The organism is Spirillospora sp. NPDC000708, from assembly GCF_040299565.1.
GTDB lineage: Bacteria > Actinomycetota > Actinomycetes > Streptosporangiales > Streptosporangiaceae > Spirillospora.
Window position 1 is genome coordinate 20,083 of record NZ_JBEPCJ010000079.1, and the last position, 23,028, is coordinate 43,110.

The window sequence follows — 23,028 nt, forward strand, 5'->3', positions numbered from 1 at the left end:
ACCATGCGGGCGGTGCTCACCACCAGGGCGGACGGTAGTCGTCGTCCTCGTTGGAGGAGTAGGGGCGGCGGGCCTGCCGGTTGCGGGTGTCGTCGTCCGCCGGGCCGGTGGGCGGGACCGGTGGCGGGGCGGGGAGGCCCCCGGCGTCGTCCACAGGAGGTACGCCGGACGGCGGCGTGGGGGACGGCGGCGGCGCGACCGGAGGCTGCGCGGCGGGCGGCGGGGCAACGGGAGGCTGCGCGGCAGGGGGCGGCTGAGCGGCGGGCGGGGCGGGCGGCGGGTCCTGCGGCGCGGCGGGGAACTCGGGTTCGGGCATGCCGCCCCCTCCGAGGGCGCTGCGCCTGAACCGCTCCCAGTCCTCGTCGTCCAGCGCGGGGGCGTCGTCATCGGGTGCGCCGCTCGACGCGGTGCCACCCGCGCCGTTCGCTCCGCCCGCGCCGTTCGCACCGCCCGCGCCGTTCGCACCGTTCGCACCGCCCGCGCCGTTCACCGCCGGACCGCCGCCGGCGCCGTTCATCGCGTCCCGGCCGTTCGTGAAGTCGTGCCCGTTGCGCGGGTCATACCCGTTGTGGCCGTTGGCGAGGTGGCGTCCGCCGGCGTGGTCGTGGCCGTTGGCGGGACGGTCGTCGCGGAGGTGCCGCCCGTTCGGGGAGAACCCCTCCACCGGGCCGGGGAGCGTCCCGTTCATCCCGCCGACGGGGAACTCCCCGACCGGGAAGTCGCCCGGGTCGAACGGGCGCAGCTCGCTCGCCATGACGGGAGGCCGTCCCGGCGGGCCGGGCGGCGTGCCGTGCTCCGGCGGCGCGCCGTCGTCCCAGGACGGCTCGTCCCACTGGTCGTGCGGCAGCGCGTGCTCGGGGACGTACCCTTCGGCCTCGGCGACCGGTTCCGGGAGCGGCGGCGTGCCCTGGTCGGGCCATCCCGCCGGAGCGTCCGGGTATCCGGCCGGAGGCGGCATGCCAGGGCCGGTGTAGGGATGCGAGCTCTGGAACGGCGCGGTGTTGACCGGCGCGATGGGCGGCGCGGACGAGGCCGCCGGAGGGACTCCGCCAGGCGACCGCATCGCGGCGGGCTCCGGCGGGGCGCCGGGCAGGTGGTAGCCGGGCGTCGGGTCGTCGTCCGGCCCGTCGTCGCCGAAGGGCTCCTCGCCGGTCGGCAGGGCGCCGTCCTCGTCGCCGGGGCGGCGACGCTGCCGCCAGCCGAGGACCAGCCCGACGATCACCAGCACGCCGCCGCCGCCGAGCACCAGCGGGAGCAGGACGCCCGAGTCCCCGGCCGACGAGTCGGCGGCCGGCGCCGGCGTGGCGGACGGGGTCGGCGCCGCCGCGACCGGCCCCTTCGACGTCTTGTTCAGCGTGTTCGCGGCGACGAGGGCGCGGACGGCGTCGACCGATCCCGCGCAGGTCGCCGAGCCGGTCGGGTGGCCGCGGCGCGCGGGCGAGCCCTTGATCAGCGCCTGCCGGACCTCGTCGGGGCTGAGCTTGGGGTAGCGGGAGCGGATCAGCGCGGCGACCCCGGCGACCATCGCGGACGAGGCGCTGGTGCCCGTCCCGACGACGTAGCCGTTGCTGGCGTCGGCGCTGACGATGTCGACGCCGGGCGCGCACACGCCGGCGTGCGAGTTGCGGTTGCTGTCCTTCCACAGGTGCAGCTTGCGGTCGAGCGCGCCGACGGCGATCACGCCGGGGTAGGCGGCGGGGAAGTTCTTGCGGTCGGCGCCGGAGCCGTCGTTGCCCGCCGACGCGATCAGCACGACGCCCTTGCTCAGCGCGTACTTGATCGCGCTCTCCTGGGCGGGGTTGCCGTTGTAGGACTGGCGGCCGCCGCCGAGGGACATGTTGATGATGCCGGCGCCGTGGTCGACCGCGTACCGGATGCCCTGCGCGACGGCGTCGCGGGCGCCGGTGGTGGCCGAGGTGTCGGTCTTGCGCAGCGGGTCGTTGTTCTCCAGCGTCACCCGGACGGACAGGATCCTGCTCGCCGGCGCGATCCCGAGCATGCCCTGCGCGAGGCCGGGACCGTGGCCGTGACCGGCGATGATGCTGGCCATGGACGTCCCGTGCAGGCCCCAGTAGCGGCTGCCGGGACGGCGCGCGCCGCTCGTCAGGTCGGGGCCGGTGACGACCCGGCCGGTGAGGTCGGGGTGGTTCTTGTCGACGCCGGTGTCGAGGACGGCGACCGTCACGCCGGAGCCCTTGGAGTAGTGCCAGGCCTTCTGCGCGCGGAGGACGGTCAGGTGCCACTCGCGGGCGCGGATCTGGTCGGTCGCGGTCCGCATCGCCGCGCCGGCCGCCGCGCCGCGGACGGAGCGGGGCACGGTGCCGGCCTCGTCGGGGACGAGCGCCGCGGGCACCGCCACCGCGGCGGCCAGGGTGAGCACGGTGAGCGTCGCGGTGGTGCGGGCGCCGAACCGCGCCGCCGGACGCGCGCGCGGGGCACGGCGCCGACCGGCATGGGACACGCCGCCGCACCTCCCCTCGGCCGTCCGCCGTGGTCCACGGCGCGATCTGACATTCTGCCACGCGATGGGCCGGGCGCCCGGGCGCCCGGCACATTCGGAGACGGTCCCGGAGGGCGCGTCACCGCGCGTCCCGGAGCCGCCACCGGCCGTCCCTTACCGGCGGGTAACCGGGGGTCCGGAACGGAATGGTAGCCGGGTCCCGGGCGGCCCGTCGCTCAGTGCGGGCCGGCGGTCCCCGGCTCAGTGCGAGCCGGCGCCCGTCAGCGCCCGCACCGACATGTCGTCGTACAGGGCCCGGTCGGCCTTCTCCCGTCCGAGGAACGTCCCCGCGATCGCGCACAGGAACCCGATCGGGATCGAGACGATGCCGGGGTTCTCCAGCGGGAACAGGTGGAAGTCGACGCTCTTGGGGAACAGCGCCAGGTTCTCGCCGGTGACCGGGTCGACCTTCCCGGACACGACCGGCGAGAAGAACACCAGCACCAGCGAGCTGATCAGCCCGCCGTAGATGCCGGCGGTCACCCCGGCCGAGTTGAACCGCCGCCAGAACAGCGTCAGCACGATCGCCGGGAGGTTCGACGCCGCCGCGATCGCGAACGCCAGCGCCACCAGGAACGCCACATTCAGGTTCCGCGCGACGACGGCCAGCACGATGGCCAGCGAGCCGACCAGGAACGAGGCGAACCGCGCGACCGCGACCTCCTGCGACTCGCGCGGCCGGCCGAGCATCAGCACCTGCCCGAAGTAGTCGTGCGCCAGCGACGTCGACGAGGCCAGCACCAGCCCCGCCACCACCGCGAGGATCGTCGCGAACGCGACCGCGCCGATGAACGCGAGCAGGATGTCGCCGCCGACCTGCCCGCCGAGGTGCCGGCCGAGCTCCTGCGCGAGCTGCGGCGCGGCGGTGTTGCCGGACGGGTCCTGCGCGACGATCGCCTTCCGCCCGACGAGCGCCGCCGCGCCGAACCCGAGCGCCAGCGTCATCAGGTAGAACAGGCCGACGAGGCCGATCGCCCAGGACACCGACGTGCGCGCGGCCCGCGCGTCCGGGACCGTGAAGAAGCGGGTGACGATGTGCGGCAGGCCCGCCGTGCCGAGCAGCAGCGCGACCGCCAGGCTGATGAAGTCGAGCTTGTTGAGGATCGTCCGGTACGCGTCGCCGGGCACGTCCTCGCCGTACCGCAGGCCGGGACGCAGGAACGCCTCGCCCTTCCCGCTGGCGTGCGCGGCGGACCCGAGCATCGCGCCGAGGTCGAAGCCGAACCGGGCGAGCACCAGCCCGGTCAGCACCAGCGCCCCGGCGGTCAGCAGCACCGCCTTGATGATCTGCACCCAGGTGGTGGCCTTCATCCCGCCGAACATCACGTAGCAGATCATCAGCGCGCCGACCACGACGATCGTGGCGGTCCGGGCGGTGCCGGCGGACATGCCGAGGAACTCCCGGCCGCGGTGGATGCCGAGCAGCAGCGAGACCAGAGCGCCCGCGCCGACCATCTGCGCGAGCAGGTAGAACACCGAGACGGTCACGGTCGACACGACCGCCGCGCGGCGCACCGGCGGCTGCCGGCGCACCCGGTGCGCGAGCACGTCCGCCATGGTGAACCGCCCGGCGTTGCGCATCAGCTCGACCAGCAGCAGCGTCAGCAGCCACGCCACCAGGAACCCGATGGAGTACAGGAACCCGTCGTATCCGGACAGGGCGATGAGGCCGGCGATGCCGAGGAAGGACGCCGCCGACATGTAGTCGCCGGCGAGCGCGATGCCGTTCTGCGCGCCGTTGAACGTCCGCCCGCCGGCGTAGAAGTCGTCGGCGCCGTTGGTGTTGGCGCGCGCCCACACCGTGATGCCGAGCGTGATGAGCACGAACACCACGAACAGCGTGCAGGTCAGCGCCCGCCCGTCGAGCGCCGGCATCAGCGGGTCACCTCGTCGCCGGGCGCGGACAGGCGCCGGGAGCGCAGGTCCTCGGCGAGCGGGTCCAGGCGCCGCCGCGCGTAGGCGACGTAGGCCCAGGCCAGCAGGAACGTCGACGCGAACTGCAGCAGCCCGAGCAGCAGCGCCACGTTGACGTGCCCGGCGACCCGCCGCGCCATGAACCCGCGCGCGAACGCCGACAGCGCGACGTACACCGCGTACCACCCGAAGAAGGCGGCCGTGAGGCTCGCGGCCGCCACCAGGAACCTCTTCCTGAGCAGCAGGAATCCGGGGTCGTGGGCGAGCGGCGCGTAGCGGCCGGGAGGGACGGTTCTCGCCCGCCTTCCCGCCCCGTCCCACGAGACTTTCGAGTCCCCGACCATAATGCCCCCAGACCGCGCCGTAACTCTATGTACTGATATCGCTGCTCTATGAGATCAAAGATTGGCGGGCGAGGGTGTCCACTTAGGCAGAAACATGTACTGGCCCACTTCGGCCAAGGAAGAGCGCCGGGACGAAGGCGAGGGCGGTGAAGGCGAGCGACCACCAGAAGGCGTGCGCGTACGCGGTGGACGGCGCGGCCCCGCCGGACGTCTGGTGCTCCAGGACGACCGCGAGGACGGCGGCGCCGAAGGAGCCGCCGACCTGCACGATGACGCGGGTGGCGCTGCTGGCGTGCGGGATCTCGTCCTGCCCGAGGCCCTGGTAGGCCGCGGTCATGACGGCGAGGGTGACGCCGCCGAGGCCCGCGCCGCGGACGGCGAGGGACGCGCCGAGCAGCCATTCGCTGGTGCGCGGTCCGGCCTCGGCGTAGGCGAGCGTGCCGAGGACGGTCAGGACGAGCCCGGTGAGGACGATGGGCCGCGGGCCGAGCCGGTCGGTGAGGGCTCCGAGGCGGGTGCGGACGAGCAGGCTGCCGAGCCCTTGCGGCGCGAGCAGGAGGCCGGCGACGACCACGCTGTGCCCGCGGACCTGCTGGTAATAGAGCGGTAGCAGCAGCATCGCGCCGAACAGGGAGAGCCCAGAGAGGAAGAGGAGGCTCGCGGACGCGGCGAACGTGCGCTTGCGGAACAGCCGCAGGTCGATCGCGGGTTCGGACGGCGTGCGCAGCGCGTGGACGACGAACGCCGCGAGAAGCACAGCGCCGGCGGCCAAGGCGGCGATCACGCCGGGACGACCGAAACCGGCGTTCGCCTGCGAGAACCCGTAGACGAGGGCGGCGAGCGCCGGGGACAGCAGGAGGATGCCGGTGAGGTCGGGGCGGGCGGCGCCGCGCGGCGCGGTGCTCGGGAGGCCGCGCCAGGCGAGGACGAACGCGACGAGGCAGACCGGCACGTTGACGTAGAAGATCCACCGCCAGCCGGCATGCCCGGCGACGAGGCCGCCGACGACGGGCCCGAGGATGGGTCCGACCAGCGCGGGCATGCTGATCGCGGCCATCAGCCGGCCGATCTGGCGGCCGCCGGCCGCGCGCATCAGCAGCGTCTGCATGACCGGCGTCATCAGCCCGCCGCCCGCCCCTTGCAGGACGCGGAAGGCGATCAGGGAGCCGACGTTCCAGGCCAGCCCGCACAGCACGGAGCCGAGCAGGAACAGGCCGAGGGCGGACAGCCACACGCGGCGGGCGCCGAAGCGGCCTTCGGCCCAGCCGGTGAGGGGGATCGCCATGGCGAGGGCCAGCAGGTAGGCGGTGACCACCCACTGGATCTCGGCCACCGGCGCGTGCAGGTCGCGGCCGAGCCGTCCGATGGCGACGTTGACGATCGTGCTGTCGAGCAGCGGGGCGATGGCGCCGGTGATGAGGATTCCGGCGAGGCGGAGCAGAGCGGGGTCGAGCCGTTCGGGCGCGGTGCGGGTGCCGGCGGTCATGGGGGCCTCCTAAGAGACGGCACGTCTCTAACGGCCCGGAGTGTAGGCTGCCCATAACAAGAGACGCAAGGTCTCTTAAAGGAGGGGCGGCGTGACCGGCGAGGCGAAGGCGCGGCGGCGCGGGGCCGCCCTGGAAGCGGCGATCCTGGACGCGACCTGGGACGAGCTGGACGCGTCCGGTTACGCGGGCCTGACCATCGAGAACGTCGCGGCGCGCGCGCGGACCGGCAAGCAGGTCATCTACCGCCGCTGGCCCAGCCGGGCCGACCTCGTCCTGGCGGCGCTGCGGTACCGGTACTCCTCGATCGCGGACGACGTGCCCGACACCGGGAGCCTGCGCGGCGACGTCCTGGCGGTCCTGCGGTACATGGCGCGGCGGTTCGGCGAGTTCGGACCCGACCTGGTCCACGGCCTGATGGCGGAGGCGCACGAACTCGATCCGGGCACGTTCGAGGTGATCCCGGACGCGATGTCGGTCATCCTGCGCCGCGCCGCCGACCGGGGCGAGCTCGCGCCCGGCGCGGTGAGCCCGCGGATCGCGCGGATGCCGGCCGACCTCGTCCGGCACGAGATGCTCCTCACGGACCGGCCGGTGCCGGACGAGGTGCTGGCCGAGATCGTGGACGAGCTGTTCCTCCCGCTGGTCCGGGTGCGGGGCGAGGACCAGCGGGACTGAACGGCACTGCGACGGGGACGCCCGCAAGCACGTCCTGTTGACGGCGCCGCGACAGGGACGACTACAAGCGCGTCCCGTTGACGACGATCGCGACGTCGACGTTGCCGCGGATCGCGCTGGAGTACGGGCACAGCCGGTGCGCGGCGCGTCCCAGGTCGACCGCCTCGGCATCGGCGAGCGACGGCAGGGTCACGTCGAGCTCGACGCCCAGCGTGAAGGGTCCGCCCTCGGTGGGGATGAGCATCGCCCTCGCGTCGATCTCGGCGTCGTCCGCCGCGAGTCCCTTGCGCTGCCCGAGCACGCTCATCGTCGAGCCGAAGCAGGCCGCGTACCCGATGGCGAAGAGCTGCTCGGGGTTGACGCCCTCGCCGTCACCGCCCATCTCCTTGGGCAGCCGCAGGGCCAGGTCGAGGCGGCCGTCGGCCGTCCGCCCGCGCCCGTTCCTGCCCCCGGTCACGCGTGCCTCGGCCGTGTAGGTCGGTGCCGTCATCCACTCTTCCTTCCCAGATCGAACTTCCTGAAAATGAACCTTAGACTTCAAAATCAGGAAGTCAATGTCTAGGATCGGGCCGGAATCGACCACCGGAGGTGATCCATGCCGGAGACACGGTTCGGCTACCTGCTGCCGACGCGCGACCAGGCGGTGACGGGCGAGCACGCGCCGCACCGGCTCGTCGGGTACGCCGCGCGGGCCGAGGCGCTCGGCTACGACTCGGTCTGGGCCGGCGACAGCCCCATCACGCGGCAGCGGGCGGACCCGCTGCTGCTCATGGCCGCCGTGGCGCAGGCGACGGAGCGGGTGGCGCTCGGCACCGCGGTGCTGCTGCCCGCGCTGCGGCACCCGATCCTGCTCGCCCACCAGCTCGGCACCCTCGACCGGCTCAGCGACGGACGGGTCATCGCGGGCATGGGCGCGGGCTTCCCGACCGACGCCACCAAGGCGCAGTTCACCGCGCTCGGCGTCGACTTCGCGACCCGGGGCCGCCGGCTGGAGGAGTCGATCGAGGCGATGCGGCTGCTCTGGACCGGCGAGTCCGTCTCGTTCGCGGGCGAGCACTTCGCGTTCGAGGACGTGAGCGTCGCGCCGCCGCCGGCCCGGCCCGGCGGTCCGCCGATCTGGCTCGCCGGCGGCGGACCCGCGCTGCGCCGGGTCGCCCGCATAGCGGACGGCTGGCTGCCATACCCGCCCGAGCACGGCGTCTACGCGAAGGAGGCCGAGACGATCCGGAAGGCGGCACGCCGCCCGGTCACCCCGGCCCTGTACGCGACGTTCTGCCTGGACGACGACCCCGAGCGCGCGCGGGAGAGGCTCCGGGCGAGCATCGAGCGCTACTACAACGCGCCGCTGGAGTTCATCGCCTCCATCCAGGCGATGTTCGCCGGCACGCCGGAGGACGCGGCCGCCTGGCTGACCCGCTACATCGAGGCGGGCGCCCGCCACATCGTGGTCCGTTTCGCGACCGACGACCATGAGGCCGCCCTGGAGGAGTTCGCCGGTCGCGTCCGTCCCCTCGTTTCCGCGGAGGTCCGCTCATGACCACGTTCGTCCTCGTCGCCGGGGCCTGGCACGGCCCCTGGGCCTGGGACCGGGTGACCCCGGTTCTACACGACGCCGGTGCCCGCACCGTCGCTCCCGCGCTCGGCGAGGGAGACGTCGGCCTCCACGACCACGCGGACGACGTCGTCGCGGCGCTCGACGGCATCGACGGCGACGGCGTTGTGCTGGTCGGGCACAGCTATGCGGGCCTGGTCGTGCGGGAGGCCGCCGACCAGCGACCGGACCGCGTCCGCCACCTGGTCCTGGTGGACGGCTGGGCCGGACCCGACGGGGCGAGCCTGTACCACCTCGCGCCCGCCCCGTTCGTCCAGGCGCTGCGGGGCCGCACGTCCGGCGGGCGGATCGCCGTCCCGCCGCCCGCCGCCGTCGGCATCGACGACCCGGACGACGCGGCCTGGCTCGCCGAGCGGATGCGCCCGCAGCCCGCCCGGACGTTCGAGGAGCCGACCCGCCTCACCGGCGCCGCCGACCGGATCCCCGGCACCGCGATCCTGTGCAGGCCGAGCGTGTACCCGTTCGAGCAGTGCGCCAAGACGATCGGATACCGGACGGTCCCGATCGACGGCCCGCACGACGTCATGCTCACCCGGCCCGGCGCCCTGGCCCGGCTGATCCTCGAGGTGTGCGCTTAGAGTGATGCGGTGGAGCAGCGGACCTACAACCAGTACTGCGCGACGGCGCGGACCCTCGACCTCGTCGGTGAGCGCTGGACGCTGCTGCTGATCCGCGAGCTGCTGACCGGCCCGAAACGGTTCGGCGACCTGCAGGCGAGCCTGCGCGGCCTCGGCACCGGGCTGCTCGCGGCGCGGCTGAAGCACCTCGAACGGGAGGGGCTCGCGCGGAAGGTCACGCTGCCGCCGCCCGCCCGCACCTCCGCGTACGCGCTGACGGAGGCGGGCGAGGAGCTGGGCCCGGCGGTGCTGGCACTGGCGCGCTGGGGCATGCGGTGGGCGCTCGGCGAGCGGCGCGAGGGCGAGACGTTCCATCCGGGGTGGGCGGTGCTCGGCATGGAGGCGTGCTTCGTGCCGGAGGCGTCGGCCGGGCTGCACCTGGTGTACGAGTTCCGCGTGGACGACGAGGTGTTCCACGCCGAGGTCGACGACGGGGCGGTCCATCTGGTGCACGGCCCGGCGCAGCGGCCCGACGCGTCGATCGCGATGAGCGAGGACGTGCTGATCGCGATGGCGTCGGGCCGCTCGTCGATGGGCGCGGCGATCGAGGACGGCAGCGCCGCGGTGTCCGGGGACCCCGCGGCGGTCCGCCGGCTCGCCGACCTGTTCCACATCCCGGTGCCGAGATCCCGAAGGCCCGAGCAGCCGGCCCAACAGGCGGAACAAGCCGAGCAAGCGGAGGGGTGAGCGGTTACAGCGGCAGGCCGTAGCCCTCGCACGCCGGCTTGAAGCCGGGGGTGTTCGCTCCGAGCTGGTCAAGGACGTCCTGCATGACCGGGCTGTCGTTGAACATCCCGACATGGCCGACGGTATCGTCCGGGCACTGGTCCTGGACGAGGATGTTGGTGACGCCGTCGCCCTTCAGCCACGCGTTCGTGTACGGGGTGACGACGATGTCGTTCTTGGTCTCGATGACGACGTACCGGGGCCCCGGGACGGTGTCGCCGTCGCCGAACAGCGCGTTCTGGAAGTCCGAGCCCTGCTCCTGCTGGACGAGCCCGGGCGCGCCGGCGTCGTTGAGGGCCTGGTTGGCGAAGCCGAGCAGGTTGAGCGTCCGGCCGAGGTCGAGGACGCCGTCGATGGTCGTCCCGTGGTTGCTGGGCGCCAGCGCGACGAACGTGCGGACCTTGGACGCGCCGCCGAGCCGCTTGAGGTAGTAGTTCGGCATCATCCCGCCCTGGGAGTGCCCGACGAGGTCGACCTGCCGCGCGCCGGTCGCGGCGAGCACCTTGTCGACGAACGCGTCCAGGGTCCTGGCCGATTCGGCGATGTCGCCGAGCCCGCCGATCCGGTCGAACGACAGTTGCGTCATGCCGTAGTTGAAGCCGAAGACGCAGTAGCCCTCGTTCGCCAGCATCGGCGACAGCACGCTCCAGTTGGTGCCCAGGTTCACGAACGTGGCGTGGACGAGGACGACCGGCGTCGGGTGCTCGGCGCTCGGCCTGCAGTTCCAGTCGTTCGCGCCGGCGACCGCGCCGGGGCTGTTGAAGAAGTTCACCAGGGACGTCCCGATGTCGCCGGGCGGGTACTTGTCCGCCGCCCGTGCGGGGGCGGCCACCGCGGCGGTGCCGAGCAGGGACGCGAGCGCCGCCGCGGCCAGGCCGCGCAGGGCCGCCCGCGCGGGACGGCGGGTGAACGAGCTCTTCACTGGGGGCCTCCCGGGGTGGGTGCGGCAAGCGATCACTTACCGCCGCTCCCGGGAATGTAGAGGTGGCCGCGCCTTTTGCCAAGACCCCTTTTCGATTCGATGTCCAGTTGGTGCGCCGCGCCCCTCCGGCGGCCACCTCCGCGTGACCACGCCCCTCCGGGCGGCTACCTCCGCGTGACCCGCATCGGCACCGGACGCGCCGGCCGCAGCGTCACCTCCGCCCGCGACGGGACCGCGACGCCCGGCGCCAGGTCGAGGCGCGCCGACCGGCTGATCAGGGCGAGCACCAGCACCGCCTCCATCATCGCGAAGCCCGCCCCCACGCAGATCCGCCGCCCGCCGCCGAACGGCAGGTACGCGTGGCGAGGACGGTCCTGCTCGCCGAGGAACCGCTCGGGCCGGAACCCCTCCGGATCCGGCCACAGGTCCGGATTGCGGTGCAGGAGGTAGGGGGAGATCGCCACGGTCGAACCCGCCGTCACCACCGCGCCCGCCACGTCGTCGTCGGCGACCGCGTCCCGCTCGATCGTCCACGCGGGCGGGTAGAGCCGCATCGACTCCGACAGGACCGCCCGCGTCCACGGCAGCCGGTCGACGTCGCCGGCGTCCGGATCCCGGCCGCCGAGAACCTCGTCGACCTCCGCCTCCAGCCGGTCGCGCGCCGCCGGGTACCGCGACAGCAGGATCAGCGTCCAGGTCAGCGCCGCCGCGGTCGTCTCGTGCCCGGCCAGCAGCAGCGTCAGCACCTCGTCGCGCAGCTCCGCGTCCGACAGCGGCGGATCGCCGTCGCGCATCAGCAGGTCCAGCAGGTCCGGCTCCGCCCCGGGACCCGCCGCGCGGCGCTCGTCGATCACCCGCCCGACCATCCCGCCGAGCTGCGCGGCCGCCCGCTGCGCGCCCGGCACCAGCCGGAACGCCCGCCGCAGCCCCGCGTCGCCCAGGAACGTCGCGCCGAGGCCGATCACGGCGCCGCGCTGCAGATCCGCGAGCGCCCGCCCGGTCGCGTCGGACTCCGCCGCGAGATCGCTGCCGAACAGCACCCGCCCGACGATGTCCAGCGTCACCCGGCGCATGTGCGCGGCGGCGTCGAGCGTCACGCCGTCCGGCCACCGCCCGACCGACCGCGCCGCGACCCCGGCCATCCCGGGCGCGAACGCGGCGAGGTGCCGCTGCGCGAAGACCGGCTGCACGAGCCGCCGGTGCCACCGCCACGTCTCGCCCTCGCTCGTCAGCAGCCCGTCGCCGAGGAACACCCGCAACGGCCGGTACGTGAACGCCTTGACGTAGTTGTCCTGCTTCGCGACGAGGACGTGCTCGGCGTGCTCCGGCCGCGACAGCAGGTACAGCGCCCGCCTCCGGTCGCGCGGAAGCCGCACCGCGTCCCCGTACCGGCGGAACAGCGCGCCGTAGGCGTCCATCGGATCGCGCATCATCCGCGCCCACCAGCGCGCCGCCTCCAGGCCCGAAGGCCCCGCCACCCTGCCCTTCGCGTCCGTCATCCGCGCCTCCTCGTTCCAGCTCACCGCAGCGTTCGGCGCCTGGCAAGGGGCGTCACAGCCATCTGCCGAAGACCCGCTGATAGACGTACCGGGCGGCGATCGTCGCGAGGACGTACCCGGTCATCACGGCCGCAAGGATCGGGACCGCCTCGAACGGCAGCGGCTGGAGCCGCAGCACCCCGCCGAGCGGCGTGAACGGCAGCAGCGGCCCCGCCAGCCCGAGCGCGACGGCGGTCACGACGATCGTCCGGCCCGCCCTCGGCCCGGTCCGCCCCCGCCTGCGCAGCAGCAGCATCGCCAGGCCCTGCGCGATCAGGTTCTCCGCGAACCACCCGGACCGGAGCAGCTCCCGCCCCGCCGCGCCGCCGTGCGCGTCCAGCAGCCACCAGAACAGCCCCAGCGCCGCCAGGTCGAACAGCGCCCCGACCGGCCCGAGGCACGCGACGAACCGCGCCAGGTCCCGGACGTCGAACGTGCGCGGGCTCCTGATCTGCGCCTCGTCGACCCGGTCGCGCACCAGCGCCAGCTGCGACAGGTCGAAGCAGACGTTCTGCACCAGAACCTGCAGCGGCAGCATCGGCAGGAACGGCAGCATCGCGCTCGCCGCCAGCAGCGACACCACGTTCCCCACGTTCGACGTCAGCGCGATCTTGACGTACTTCACCGTGTTCGCGAACGTCCGGCGGCCCGCCACGATCGCCTGCTCCAGCGCCCCGAGGTCCGGGCGGACCAGCACCACGTCCGCCGACTCCCGGGCCAGGTCCGCCGCGCCCCGCACGGTGATCCCGACGTCCGCCGCCCGCAGCGCCGGCGCGTCGTTCACCCCGTCGCCGAGATACCCGACCGTCCGCCCCGCCTGCTGCAGCGCCCGGACGATCCGCGCCTTCTGCGGCGGCCCCACCCGCGCGAACAGCGTCCCCGCCCCCGCCAGCCGCGCCAGCTCCGCGTCGTCGAGGTCGACCACCTCGCGGCCGAGCACCACCCCGGACACCTCGATGCCCGCGTCCCGGCAGATCCGTCGCGCCACCAGCGGATGGTCGCCCGTGACCATCACCAGCCCGACCCCGCGCCGGCGCAGCCCCCGCACCGCCGCCGGCGCCGCCGGATCCAGCCGGTCCCGGAACCCGACGAACCCGACCAGCGCCAGGTCCTGCTCGTCCGCCGGGGTCAGCGGGCCGCCGCGCGTTCGCTTCCCCACCGCCACCGCGAGCAGCCGCACGCCGTCCGCCGCCCACCGGTCGTCCAGCCGCAGCAGGCGCGCGCGCTCTTCGGCGTCCAGCACCGTGTCACCGGCGACCGTGCACAGGTTCAGGACGTCCTCGACCGCGCCCTTCACCACCAGCCGCCCGTCCCCCAGCAGGACGGTCGCACGCCGCCGCGCGTAGTCGAACGGGATCGCGTCCACACCGGACGCGCTGTCCAGGTTCCCCGCGTCCTGCAGCAGCGCCTCGTCGATCGCGTCCCCGACGAGCCGTCCCGCCAGCTCCACCGACCACAGCGCGTTGACCCGCGCCCACCACAGCACCTCCGGATCGGTGCGGCCGAGCGGATCGAGATGGCACGCCGTCGCCACGTGCTCCTCGGTCAGCGTGCCCGTCTTGTCCACGCACAGCGTGTCCATCGCGCCGAGGTCGTGCACCGCCGGCAGCCGCTTGACGATCACCTGCCGGCCCGCCAGCCCCTTCGCGCCGCGCACCAGCAGAGCCGTCACCACCAGCGGCATCATCTCCGGCGTCGCCGCCACCGCCACCGCGATCGCCAGCAGCAGCGCCTGGTACCAGTCGTCCCGCAGCACCCCCGCGACCGCCACCACCGCGGGCAGCGCCGCCAGCATCGCCGCGACCAGCGTCCACGACACCACCCGCACGCCCCGGTCGAACGCCGTCTCCGTCCGGCGCCCCGGCCGCTCCCGGTCCGCCCCCCCGAAGTACGTCCGGCCGCCCGTCGCGACCGCCACCGCCGTCCCGGTCCCGCTCACCACGGTCGTCCCCATGAAGCACAGCCGCGGATGGTCGAACAGGTCGCCCGGACGGCCCTCCGGCGGGTCCGTCCACGCCGCGTGCTTGCCCGCCGGGAGCGACTCCCCGGTCAGCATCGCCTGGTTGATCTCCAGGTCCACCGAGTTCAGCAGCCGCAGGTCCGCCGGCACCACGTCGCCCGGCCCCAGCAGCACCACGTCCCCCGGCACGACCTGGTCGACCGGCACCTCCCTGGCCACGGGCTCCGCCCCCGGCCGCGCTCGCCGCAGCACCGTCGCCGTCGTCGTCACCATCGTCCGCAGCGCCGCCGCCGCACGCCCCGACCGCGCCTCCTGCCGGTACCGCATCGCCCCGCTGAACACCGCCAGCGCGCAGATCAGCACCGCGCCCCGCACGTCCCCCGTCAGCGCCGACACGACCCCGAGGAAGACCAGCACCACCACGAACGGCGCCGCGACCGCCCCGCCGAGCCGCCGCGCCCGGCGCCGCCGCGGCCCGTCCTCGAACCGCAGCAGCCGCTCCTGCGCCTCCGCCTCGTCCAGGCCCTTCGGCGACGTCTCCCACCGCCGCAGCACCGCCAGCGGCGGCTGCACCGCGCACTCGCGCAGGCCCTCCGTCCGCGCGGGCTCGCCCGTCCCGGACGGCGCCGCGACCGGCGGGTCAGGCGCCCAGACCACGGGCGCGCCCCGAATCACCCCGCAGATGCGCGACCATCTGCCGGACGATCGCCGCCACGTGCGGATCGTCGACCACGTAGAACTGGTGCCGGCCCTCCCGGCGCGCCCGCACCAGCCCCGCCAGCTTCAGCTTCGCCAGATGCTGGCTGACCGCCGCGACCGTCCCGTCCACCTCGTCGGCCAGCGAGCTGACGTCCCGCTCCCCGTGCGTCAGCACCCACACGATGTGCAGCCGCGTCGTGGCGGCCAGCATCCCGAAACGGCCCGCCGCCTCCTGGAGCAGCGCCGGAGACAGCGCCAGGTCGTCGCTCATGATCCCCCGCTCCCGTGCACCGCACCAGTCTCGCACGCCCCAACAATTGCGCAATTGCGCGAATGTTTGACAGTATGTCGGCATGACGGTCGAGCGGCGCATCCGCGTGGGCGCCTGGGAGGTCACCCTCCGCTGGCCGGCCCCCGCGACCGGCGGCCCCACCGAGATGACGATCCGCCCGCACCCCGACGCGGACCCGCGGCTCGTCTCCCGCGGCCTCACCACCGGCACCCTGCGGGCCGTCCCCCTCCCCGAACTGACCAGCGACGTCCTGCACTCCACCAGCACCAGGACGCCGCCTGTCGCCGAGGCCCGCGAAATCCGCCGGATGGTCGAGGCGGCCCCCCGTCCGGGCCGCAAGGGCCGTCCGGACGAGTTCTTCGCCCTCGTCGCGGCCGTCTACTCCGCCTACGTCGACCTCGGCCACTCCAACCCCGTCCACATGCTCGCCGAGGCCTGCGGCGCGCCCTGGCGCGCCGCCGCGAACTGGGTCCACCTGGCCCGCAAGAAGGGCTTCCTCAGCCCCACCCCGGAACGCCGTCCCGGCGGCGCCCCCACCCCCAAGACCACCAGGGCCCTGGGCTCCCGCTAGCTCATCTCGCATGCCCCCGGTTCCGCCGCCACGCCGCGACGGCCGCGACCCCGAGCACGGCCAGCCCGACCTGGAAGACCAGCTCGATCCAGTCGAACCCCCTGGTCGAGGCGACGCCCGTCTTCTGCGCGATCGCGGTCCCGACCAGCGCCGCGACGATCCCGATCAGCACGGTCAGCACGATCCCGATCGGCTGCCGCCCGGGCAGCAGCAGCCGCCCCAGCCCGCCGATGATCGCTCCGACGATGATCGCGGAGATGATTCCGCTGATGCTCACGTGGGCCCCCTCCCCCGAGTGCTGCACCTCCTTGTGCCCGCTCACCACCGCAAATCACCACCCCCCGCACCGCCGCCCGCCCCGGAAACCCCCGCGCGAACCCCCCGCGCGGTCGACTACGATGCGGGACGAGCCCGCCGGCGTAGCTCAATTGGCAGAGCATCTGTCTTGTAAACAGAAGGTTAGGGGTTCAAGTCCCCTCGCCGGCTCCCAGCTCAGAGGCCCCTCGCGATCTTCGCAAGGGGCCTCTCGCACCATTATGGGAGCCATTGCGGTCTCGGCGGCCGGGAGTTTAGTGCGGCCCAGTGCCGGGGCGCGCTGCCGCCCGTATCGAAGCGGTGCCTAGGTCGGGTCGTTCAGGGTGTCGACTACGACCGTCCGGTGGCTGACCGTCTTGTCGTAAGTCAGGAGCACGGCTCGTGCCTCCGGCTCCACCACGGCCGTCGTCATGTCGGTTCCAGCAAAGGCCCGTATGGCCTCGGCGGACTCCCACAGGGTCATGACCTCCAGCTCCACCAGGTCATCCCCGTCCAGGCGGAACAGGTACGCGCCTCGATGTCCGTCGAGGCGACGGAGCGTCGGCAGCACCGAGGTGGTGAAGTGCTCGCGGTAGGCGTCCGCCCCCTCGGCGGTGGCGGTTGCGCGCCAGACTCTGGCGATCATCATGGCTCCGGTTGTCGCGGGTACCTGTGCGCGGGCGTTGCGTGCTGATCAGGCGGTTTTGACCTCGGCGATCGCGCCGCGCAGGGTGTCGAGGAAGGCCTTGCCGTCCGTGTCGTCGCCCAGGCCGATGTGGAAGGAGGCGGGTTCCGTCGTCCCCGACCAGAGGCCGGTAGCGCTGACGCCGGTGTCGATGTTGGAGGCCAGGCCGCGGCCGACGCTCACGTCCTCCAGGCGGATCGACCGGACGTGGATGCCCCGCTGCTCTCCGGCCACGGCCACGACCAGGTAGCGGGGCAGGATCAGGGCGGCCGTGGTGTGTTCTTTGTCGGGATCGCCGGACTTCGTCAGCCGCATGAGCAGGCCCGGACGCTTGAGCCGCACGCTGCGCGTCTCGCAGCACCACCGCGCCGCGCCCAGCACGTCGCCGAGCTGGTGCGCCTCGGCGTGCGCGGCGATCGCGTCCCGCACCGCCGGATCGAGCGACCCGGCCTCGCACCGCCTGCTGGAACGTTCGTACAGCCGATCCATCCACGACCTCCCGAGATCAGCGCAAGCGTATGGTCCGGGGACGCGGAAACCACTCCTCCACCTGCGGCGTCCTGCGTCCACAAGTGGACGCCCGCGGGAGGACGCCGAGCCCCCGGATCAGTCGGTGTACTTCTTGCTGTACAAGGTGATCGTGGTATTCGGCGAGACCACGGTTCCGGGTGCGGGCTTCTGCCGGACGACGACCCAGTTCCGGTCCCACAGCAGCATCCGTCCCTGACCGGTCGCGTCTTCTTCGGCGAGCATGAACAGGCCGTGGGCCTGCATCTCGTCCTGCGCCTTCTGGTGGTTGTGGCCGACGACGTCGGGAACGCGGATCAGCTTCGGCTTCGCGGCGTGCGTCTTCGTCGGTGCGGCGGCCTTCGGGGCCGCGGTCACGGTGTGCGTCGGCGTCGGCGTCGGGGTGACGGTGACGGTCTTGGCGGGCGCGGCCGTGGGGGCGGCGGGCTCGCAGGCGGCAAGGGCAAGGACGGCGACGCCCGCGGCGGCAGAGATGATCATGCGCATAAGAGGATTCCTGTTCTCGTTGTGGCGGGGAAGCGTCCCTGTGGCGGGCGTTTCTGGGACGTGCCGTCTTCACTGGACGTTCACGCTGGTGAGAGGGGTGTCACGAGCGGGCCAGGCGGGCGGCGGTGGTTTCCCGGAGCCTTTGGGAACAGGAGGCGGAGGGTTCAAGTCCCACGCACGATGCCCCCTTCCGCTTGGGGAAGGGGGCATCGTGCGTGCGGGTCAGGTGGCGGTCGGGTCTACGCCCAGGGTGATGGTGGCGAGCAGGCCGCGTTCGATCCGGCCCTTGTGGAGCGGACGGATCGTCAGCAGGCCGGAGTCGGCCTGCTGGTAGATGAAGTCGTCGTCCAGCTTCACGCGCTCGACGGTGTTGTCCTTGTAGGGGGACAGCGCGGCGATCTTCTCCGCCAGGTCCTCGGAGAAGAAGAGCTGGCCGGTGTGGCTGACGTGCCCGCCGGTGTAGGTCTTCTTCTGCCGATCGACCTTGCCTCCGATGTGCACCTTCACGTGAATGTGCAGGGCCCGCCCCTGGTACCAGCCGGGGTAGACGGTCGCGAACTCGGCGGCGCCGTGGCCGTCGGCGAGCTGGACGCCGCGCAGGAAGGTCAGGTCGTTGACCGGCTCCTGGTGCATGTCGCCGCCCCCGGGAGGCGGGCCGGTCGGCGCGTCGGTGGGGGTGCCGGTGGGGGGCGTCCCGCCGCCGGGCAGGGTGTTGCCCTCGTAGCCGGAGTAGACGCCGCCCGCGTCGCAGTGCCAGATGTCCACGGCCGTCCTGGGGATCGGACGGCACGTCCGGGAGTCGACGACGGTCGTCCGCAGGATCAGCGGGACGCCCGGCCGGTCCTCGGTGATGGTGCGCCGGACCATCTCGTAGTCGAGGTAGTACGGGCCCTCGATCGTCTCCGGCGTGAGGACGCATGACGGCCGCTTCGCGCCGGACGTGGCGGACACGGGCGTGGCGGTCCCGCCCTCGGCGCCGCCGGAGAGCACCACGCCGCCGGCGACCGCTCCGACCGTCAGGCCGACGCCGCCCATCGCGGTCAGCGCGGCGCGGCGGCTCAGCCTTGTGCGTGGCGCCGGTCCATCTTGCTCGTTCTCGTCCATCGGGAGCCTCCTCGTTGGGGGGAAACGGGGACGCGGCAAGCCAAACGAGACGTCCTGAGAGCCCCATGGGCGGAAGATGAAAGTCCCATGAGCGCCTGATGCGCCCAGTGGGGAAGGGCGTGCGGAAGTTTCTCGGGATCGGTGTCGATCCGGGGAGACCGTCTTCGTATAGGGGGCGAGGGGTCGGCGGTGGGCCGGCCGTAGGTGAGGAGATCGGCTCGTGGGGAACCTGACTGTGGTGGAGCACGTGACGCTCGACGGCGTGATGCAGGCGCCGGCGCGGGCGGACGAGGACGAACGGGACGGGTTCCCGCACGGTGGTTGGGCGATTCCCGGGAATGACGAGGTCATGGCCTCCGAGATGGGCAAGCGGATGGGCGGCGGCGGGGCGATCCTGCTCGGCCGGCGGACGTACGAGGACTTCCGCGCGGTGTGGCCCGCCCGGAAGGACAACCCGTACACCGAGGTCCTGAACCGGACGCGGAAGTACGTCGTGTCGCGGACGTTGCGGGAGCCGCTGCCGTGGGAGAACTCGGTGCTCGTGGACGACGTGGAGGCGGTCGCGGGGATCAAGGAGCGGGAGGAGCGGCTCACGGTGCACGGCAGCGGGGAGCTCGTCCGGTCGCTCGCGCGGCTGGGGCTCGTGGACGTGTTCCTGCTGCTGATCCATCCGGTGGTGCTGGGGACGGGACGGCGGTTGTTCGCGGGATTCTCGGAGAATCTGCGGCTGGTGGGCACCGTCACGACGACGACTGGGGTCGTCATCGCGACCTATCGGAAACTGGAGGACGCATGAAGCGGTACGTGTTCAACATCATCCAGCCCGTGGGCGAGAAGCCGCCGCCGGAGGAGCTGGAGAAGGTGATGGCGAAGCTCGGCGAGATCCGCCGGGAGCTGGAGCTCTCGGAGGCGTGGGTGTTCGGGTGCCCGCTGCACGAGCCCGGCGACAGCGCGGTGGTGCGGGTCGAGGGCGATGACGTGATCGCGACCGACGGGCCGTACACCGAGAGCAAGGAGCACATCGGCGGGTTGACCATCGTCAAGATGGAGAGCCAGGACGAGGCGCTGTGGTGGGCCGGGCGGTACTCGCGGGTGACGGGGCTGCCGGTGGAGGTGCGACCCTTCCAGGGTGAGTGCTGACGACGTCGAGCGGACGTTCCGGGAGGAGCACGGCCGCGCGGTGGCGGTGCTGGTCCGGGCGTTCGGGGATCTGGACGTCGCGGAGGAGGCCGTGCAGGACGCGTTCGCCGAGGCCGTGCGGCGCTGGCCGGTGGACGGTCCGCCGCCGAGCCCGGCGGGGTGGATCATCACGACGGCGCGGAACCGGGCGATCGACCGGCTGCGGCGGGAGGGCGCGCGGCCGGGGAAGCACGCGCAGGCGGCGCTGCTGAGCGGTCCGGCGGAGGCGGAGGCGGGCGCGGAGCCCGCGATCGGGGACGACCGGTTGCGGCTGCTGTTCACGTGCTGCCATCCGGCGCTGGGGATGGCGGCGCGGGTGGCGCTGACGTTGCGGATGGTGGGCGGGTTGTCGACGGCGGAGGTCGCGCGGGCGTTCCTGGTGCCGGAGAAGACGATGGCGCAGCGGCTGGTGCGGGCCAAGGCGAGGATCCGGGAGGCGCGGATCCCGTACCGGGTGCCTGCGGCGGAGGACCTTCCGCAACGTCTGGCGGGGGTCCTCGCGGTGGTCTACCTGGTGTTCAACGAGGGGTACCGGCGGGAGGGGACGGCGGCGGAGGCGATCCGGCTGGGCCGGGTGCTGCTGGAGCTGATGCCGGACGAGCCGGAGGTGCGGGGGCTGCTGGCGTTGATGCTGCTGGTGGAGTCGCGGCGGGCGGCGCGGGTGCGGGACGGCGAGCTGGTGCTGCTGGCCGACCAGGATCCGGGCTCGTGGGACGGGGCGATGGCGGAGGAGGGCCGGGAGCTGGTGCGGTGGTGCCTGCGGCGGAATCGTCCGGGGCCGTACCAGATCCAGGCGGCGATCAACGCGGTGCACAGCCGTCCGCCGACGGACTGGCGGCAGGTGCTCGCGCTGTACGACCAGCTGATGGCAGTGGCGCCGAGCCCGGTGGTGGCGCTGAACCGGGCGGTCGCGGTCGCGGAGGTCGAGGGGGTGGACGCGGCGCTCTCGCTGGTCGAGGAGCTGGATCTGAGCCGCTATTACCTGTTCCATGCGATCCGCGCGGATCTGCTGCGGAGGTCGGGACGGGACGGGGAGGCCGCTGTGGCCTACGGTGAGGCGCTCGCGCGCACACAGGACGAGGTCGAGATCGCGTTCCTGGAGCGGCGGCGCCTCGGTGTGCGGCAGGGCGTCCGGGACGGGTCATGATCGGCGGTTGAACGCCTGTCCGGCGACGAGGGCGCCGAGGGCGACGGTGAACCCGACGACCTGCCAGCCGGTGAGGGTCTGGCCGAGGATCGTCAGGCCGGCGAGGGTCGCGACCATCGGGTTGGTGAGGCCGAGCAGGGAGACCGAGGTGGGCGGCAGCCGGTCGATGCCGCGGAACCACAGCGCGTACGCGATCGCGGTCCCGACGATGCCGAGGTAGAGGAAGCCGAGGACGTTCTGGCCGGTCAGCGACGTGGGGACGCCTTCGAACGCGAGCGTGAAGGGGGCGAGGACGAGCCCGCCGACGGTGAGCTGCCAGCCCGTCATGACGATCGGGGACTCGGGCCGTCCCCACTTCTTGGCCAGCACGATCGCCGTGGCCATCAGCGAGGTGGCGGTGAGCATGGCGCCGATGCCGAGCGGGTCGAGGCGGGCGTCGCCGGTCAGGGTCAGCAGCGCGACGCCGCCGGTGCCGGCGATCGCCGAGTACAGCACGGCGCGGGCGGGGCGGGCGTGCAGGACGAGCACCGACAGCACCGCGACGACCAGCGGCTGGACGGAGCCGATGGTGGCGGCGACGCCGCCGGGCAGCCGGTACGCGGCGAAGAAGATCAGCGGGAAGAACGCACCGAAGTTGAGGACGCCGAGGACGGCGGACTTCCACCACCAGGAGCCCTGGGGGAGGCGGCGGTTGGCGGCGAGGAGCACCAGCCCGGCGGGCAGGGCGCGCATCGTGGCGGCCAGCAGGGGGCGGCCGTCGGGCAGCAGCGTGGTGGTGACGACGTAGGTGGTGCCCCAGCTCGCGGGCGCGAGCGCCGCGAGGCCGAGGTCGGCGGCGTAGCGGTTGCGCAGGGACCGGGGTGCCGCGATGGCGGTCATCTGGATCACCCTTCATTGATTATCTCAACGTTGAGATAACAGCACGAGGCTTACCTGACCGTCAATCCTCTGAACGTTGAGATTATTTACGGAAAGAGAGTGATCCCGGCCACCATGCCGCTCGCGTGACCACACGCTGTCGGGCGAGTACGGAACGTGTCCCTTGCGGGCCCTCGGCACCCGGCCGACGCTGGCCTCGGCAACCGATCGAGAGGAGCTCCCCTTGCTTCAGGTCATCGGCGTCGGATTCGGCCGGACCGGCACGCTCTCCCTGCGGACCGCCCTGGAACGGCTCGAATTCGGGCCGTGCCACCATATGGCGGCCCTGTTCGAGGACCCCGCACAGATCGGTCTATGGCGCGAGGTCGCCGAGACGGGAACCCCCGACTGGGACCGCGTCTACGACGGCTACCGCGCGACGGTCGACTGGCCCGGCGCCGCGTACTGGCGGGGCCTCACCCGCCACTATCCCGACGCGAAGGTCATCCTCACCGTCCGCGACCCCGAATGCTGGTACCAGAGCGCGCGCGCCACCATCTTCCAGTCGCACAACGCGGACTTCGACGGCGCGCCGCCGGAACTCGCCGCGATGCGCGACGTCGCCCGCCGCATCGTCTGGGAGGGCGTCCTCGGCGGCCGGATCGACGAGGACCACGCGATCAGGACGTTCAACGAGCACAACGAGGCGGTGCGCCGCGAGATCCCGGCGGAGCGGCTCCTGGAGTTCGAGGCCGCCCACGGGTGGGAGCCGCTCTGCGCGTTCCTCGACGTCCCCGTCCCGGACGAGCCGTACCCGCGCAGCAACGATCGCGCCACGTTCGCCGCCACGCTCAAGGAACGCCTCGGGAACACCGCCCCCTCCTGACCGC

General features: G+C 73.2%; 24 protein-coding genes and 1 tRNA gene. 10 read left to right on the forward strand and 15 right to left on the reverse strand.

The window, feature by feature from the left end:
* Positions 1-16: 16 nt before the first annotated feature.
* The 4 genes from ABT299_RS39220 to ABT299_RS39235 all read right to left on the reverse strand — a co-directional run bounded on the left by ABT299_RS39220 (position 17) and on the right by ABT299_RS39235 (position 6,244).
* Positions 17-2,461: a S8 family peptidase gene (locus tag ABT299_RS39220; RefSeq protein ID WP_500253831.1), complete on the reverse strand. Its 2,445-nt coding sequence runs from the start codon at positions 2,459-2,461 to the stop codon at positions 17-19.
* 240 nt (positions 2,462-2,701) lie between these two features.
* Positions 2,702-4,375 carry a monocarboxylic acid transporter gene (locus ABT299_RS39225; RefSeq protein ID WP_190860723.1) on the reverse strand — a complete coding sequence of 558 codons (1,674 nt, stop codon included), beginning with the start codon at positions 4,373-4,375 and terminating at the stop codon, positions 2,702-2,704.
* A complete protein-coding gene (locus ABT299_RS39230; protein WP_500253832.1) occupies positions 4,375-4,758 on the reverse strand; it encodes a DUF485 domain-containing protein in 384 nt (127 codons plus the stop codon). Before ABT299_RS39230 ends, ABT299_RS39225 begins: the two co-directional genes overlap by 1 nt.
* A gap of 82 nt (positions 4,759-4,840) precedes the next feature.
* Positions 4,841-6,244, reverse strand: coding sequence for an MDR family MFS transporter (locus tag ABT299_RS39235; protein WP_500253833.1), 1,404 nt, complete (start codon positions 6,242-6,244; stop codon positions 4,841-4,843).
* A 91-nt stretch (positions 6,245-6,335) separates the two neighbouring features.
* Between ABT299_RS39235 and ABT299_RS39240 the strand changes: the two genes are divergently transcribed.
* Positions 6,336-6,920 carry a TetR/AcrR family transcriptional regulator gene (locus ABT299_RS39240; RefSeq protein ID WP_500253834.1) on the forward strand — a complete coding sequence of 195 codons (585 nt, stop codon included), beginning with the start codon at positions 6,336-6,338 and terminating at the stop codon, positions 6,918-6,920.
* Between the two features lie 61 nt (positions 6,921-6,981).
* On the opposite strand, the gene ABT299_RS39245 is transcribed toward ABT299_RS39240, so the two are convergent.
* Entirely contained in the window at positions 6,982-7,410 is a 429-nt protein-coding gene (locus tag ABT299_RS39245) for an organic hydroperoxide resistance protein (protein WP_387029485.1), read from the reverse strand.
* A 105-nt stretch (positions 7,411-7,515) separates the two neighbouring features.
* Here ABT299_RS39245 and ABT299_RS39250 point away from each other — a divergent pair, with 105 nt between their 5' ends.
* Genes ABT299_RS39250 through ABT299_RS39260 form a run of 3 tightly spaced genes read left to right on the forward strand, consistent with a single transcriptional unit; the run spans position 7,516 to position 9,836 of the window.
* Positions 7,516-8,457, forward strand: coding sequence for an LLM class flavin-dependent oxidoreductase (locus ABT299_RS39250; protein WP_500253835.1), 942 nt, complete (start codon positions 7,516-7,518; stop codon positions 8,455-8,457).
* Complete coding sequence (locus ABT299_RS39255; protein ID WP_500253836.1) at positions 8,454-9,110, forward strand: alpha/beta fold hydrolase; 657 nt, start codon at positions 8,454-8,456, stop codon at positions 9,108-9,110. Before ABT299_RS39250 ends, ABT299_RS39255 begins: the two co-directional genes overlap by 4 nt.
* A gap of 9 nt (positions 9,111-9,119) precedes the next feature.
* Positions 9,120-9,836 carry a winged helix-turn-helix transcriptional regulator gene (locus tag ABT299_RS39260; RefSeq protein WP_500253837.1) on the forward strand — a complete coding sequence of 239 codons (717 nt, stop codon included), beginning with the start codon at positions 9,120-9,122 and terminating at the stop codon, positions 9,834-9,836.
* Between the two features lie 4 nt (positions 9,837-9,840).
* Here the strand turns inward: ABT299_RS39260 and ABT299_RS39265 are convergent, their stop codons facing one another.
* The 4 genes from ABT299_RS39265 to ABT299_RS39280 form a co-directional block, all read right to left on the reverse strand.
* Positions 9,841-10,797 carry an esterase/lipase family protein gene (locus ABT299_RS39265; RefSeq protein WP_500253838.1) on the reverse strand — a complete coding sequence of 319 codons (957 nt, stop codon included), beginning with the start codon at positions 10,795-10,797 and terminating at the stop codon, positions 9,841-9,843.
* A gap of 164 nt (positions 10,798-10,961) precedes the next feature.
* A complete protein-coding gene (locus ABT299_RS39270) occupies positions 10,962-12,296 on the reverse strand; it encodes a cytochrome P450 (protein WP_500253839.1) in 1,335 nt (444 codons plus the stop codon).
* 52 nt (positions 12,297-12,348) lie between these two features.
* Entirely contained in the window at positions 12,349-14,952 is a 2,604-nt protein-coding gene (gene mgtA, locus ABT299_RS39275; RefSeq protein WP_500253840.1) for a magnesium-translocating P-type ATPase, read from the reverse strand.
* Complete coding sequence (locus ABT299_RS39280) at positions 14,936-15,265, reverse strand: ArsR/SmtB family transcription factor (RefSeq protein ID WP_387029472.1); 330 nt, start codon at positions 15,263-15,265, stop codon at positions 14,936-14,938. Before ABT299_RS39280 ends, mgtA begins: the two co-directional genes overlap by 17 nt.
* Positions 15,266-15,347: 82 nt before the next feature.
* Here ABT299_RS39280 and ABT299_RS39285 point away from each other — a divergent pair, with 82 nt between their 5' ends.
* A complete protein-coding gene (locus tag ABT299_RS39285) occupies positions 15,348-15,857 on the forward strand; it encodes a hypothetical protein (protein ID WP_500253841.1) in 510 nt (169 codons plus the stop codon).
* A gap of 1 nt (position 15,858) precedes the next feature.
* Here the strand turns inward: ABT299_RS39285 and ABT299_RS39290 are convergent, their stop codons facing one another.
* Positions 15,859-16,134: a GlsB/YeaQ/YmgE family stress response membrane protein gene (locus ABT299_RS39290; RefSeq protein WP_190860749.1), complete on the reverse strand. Its 276-nt coding sequence runs from the start codon at positions 16,132-16,134 to the stop codon at positions 15,859-15,861.
* A gap of 136 nt (positions 16,135-16,270) precedes the next feature.
* On the opposite strand from ABT299_RS39290, the gene ABT299_RS39295 reads away from it, so the two are divergent.
* Positions 16,271-16,343 (forward strand) — tRNA-Thr (locus ABT299_RS39295).
* 133 nt (positions 16,344-16,476) lie between these two features.
* Here the strand turns inward: ABT299_RS39295 and ABT299_RS39300 are convergent.
* The 4 genes from ABT299_RS39300 to ABT299_RS39315 all read right to left on the reverse strand — a co-directional run bounded on the left by ABT299_RS39300 (position 16,477) and on the right by ABT299_RS39315 (position 18,954).
* On the reverse strand, positions 16,477-16,800 hold the full coding sequence (locus ABT299_RS39300) for an antibiotic biosynthesis monooxygenase family protein (protein WP_500253842.1): 324 nt from the start codon (positions 16,798-16,800) through the stop codon (positions 16,477-16,479).
* Positions 16,801-16,845: 45 nt separating this feature from the next.
* Complete coding sequence (locus ABT299_RS39305) at positions 16,846-17,325, reverse strand: hypothetical protein (RefSeq protein ID WP_500253843.1); 480 nt, start codon at positions 17,323-17,325, stop codon at positions 16,846-16,848.
* 117 nt (positions 17,326-17,442) lie between these two features.
* The gene (locus tag ABT299_RS39310; RefSeq protein ID WP_500253844.1) at positions 17,443-17,844 is read right to left on the reverse strand and encodes a PASTA domain-containing protein; all 402 of its coding nucleotides are present in this window, start codon (positions 17,842-17,844) and stop codon (positions 17,443-17,445) included.
* A gap of 228 nt (positions 17,845-18,072) precedes the next feature.
* Entirely contained in the window at positions 18,073-18,954 is an 882-nt protein-coding gene (locus ABT299_RS39315) for an intradiol ring-cleavage dioxygenase (protein ID WP_500253845.1), read from the reverse strand.
* Positions 18,955-19,174: 220 nt separating this feature from the next.
* Between ABT299_RS39315 and ABT299_RS39320 the strand changes: the two genes are divergently transcribed.
* Genes ABT299_RS39320 through ABT299_RS39330 form a run of 3 tightly spaced genes read left to right on the forward strand, consistent with a single transcriptional unit; the run spans position 19,175 to position 21,280 of the window.
* Complete coding sequence (locus ABT299_RS39320; protein ID WP_190860757.1) at positions 19,175-19,750, forward strand: dihydrofolate reductase family protein; 576 nt, start codon at positions 19,175-19,177, stop codon at positions 19,748-19,750.
* The gene (locus tag ABT299_RS39325; protein WP_190860761.1) at positions 19,747-20,094 is read left to right on the forward strand and encodes a YciI family protein; all 348 of its coding nucleotides are present in this window, start codon (positions 19,747-19,749) and stop codon (positions 20,092-20,094) included. The genes ABT299_RS39320 and ABT299_RS39325 overlap by 4 nt, the downstream gene beginning before the upstream one ends.
* Positions 20,084-21,280, forward strand: a complete 1,197-nt coding sequence (locus ABT299_RS39330) for an RNA polymerase sigma factor (RefSeq protein WP_500253846.1) — start codon at positions 20,084-20,086, stop codon at positions 21,278-21,280. Before ABT299_RS39325 ends, ABT299_RS39330 begins: the two co-directional genes overlap by 11 nt.
* On the opposite strand, the gene ABT299_RS39335 is transcribed toward ABT299_RS39330, so the two are convergent.
* Positions 21,275-22,159 (reverse strand): EamA family transporter, encoded by an 885-nt coding sequence (locus tag ABT299_RS39335; protein ID WP_387029451.1) that lies wholly within the window; start codon positions 22,157-22,159, stop codon positions 21,275-21,277. The genes ABT299_RS39330 and ABT299_RS39335 overlap by 6 nt on opposite strands.
* A 223-nt stretch (positions 22,160-22,382) precedes the next feature.
* Between ABT299_RS39335 and ABT299_RS39340 the strand changes: the two genes are divergently transcribed.
* On the forward strand, positions 22,383-23,024 hold the full coding sequence (locus ABT299_RS39340; RefSeq protein ID WP_500253847.1) for a sulfotransferase family protein: 642 nt from the start codon (positions 22,383-22,385) through the stop codon (positions 23,022-23,024).
* The last annotated feature ends 4 nt before the right edge of the window (positions 23,025-23,028 follow it).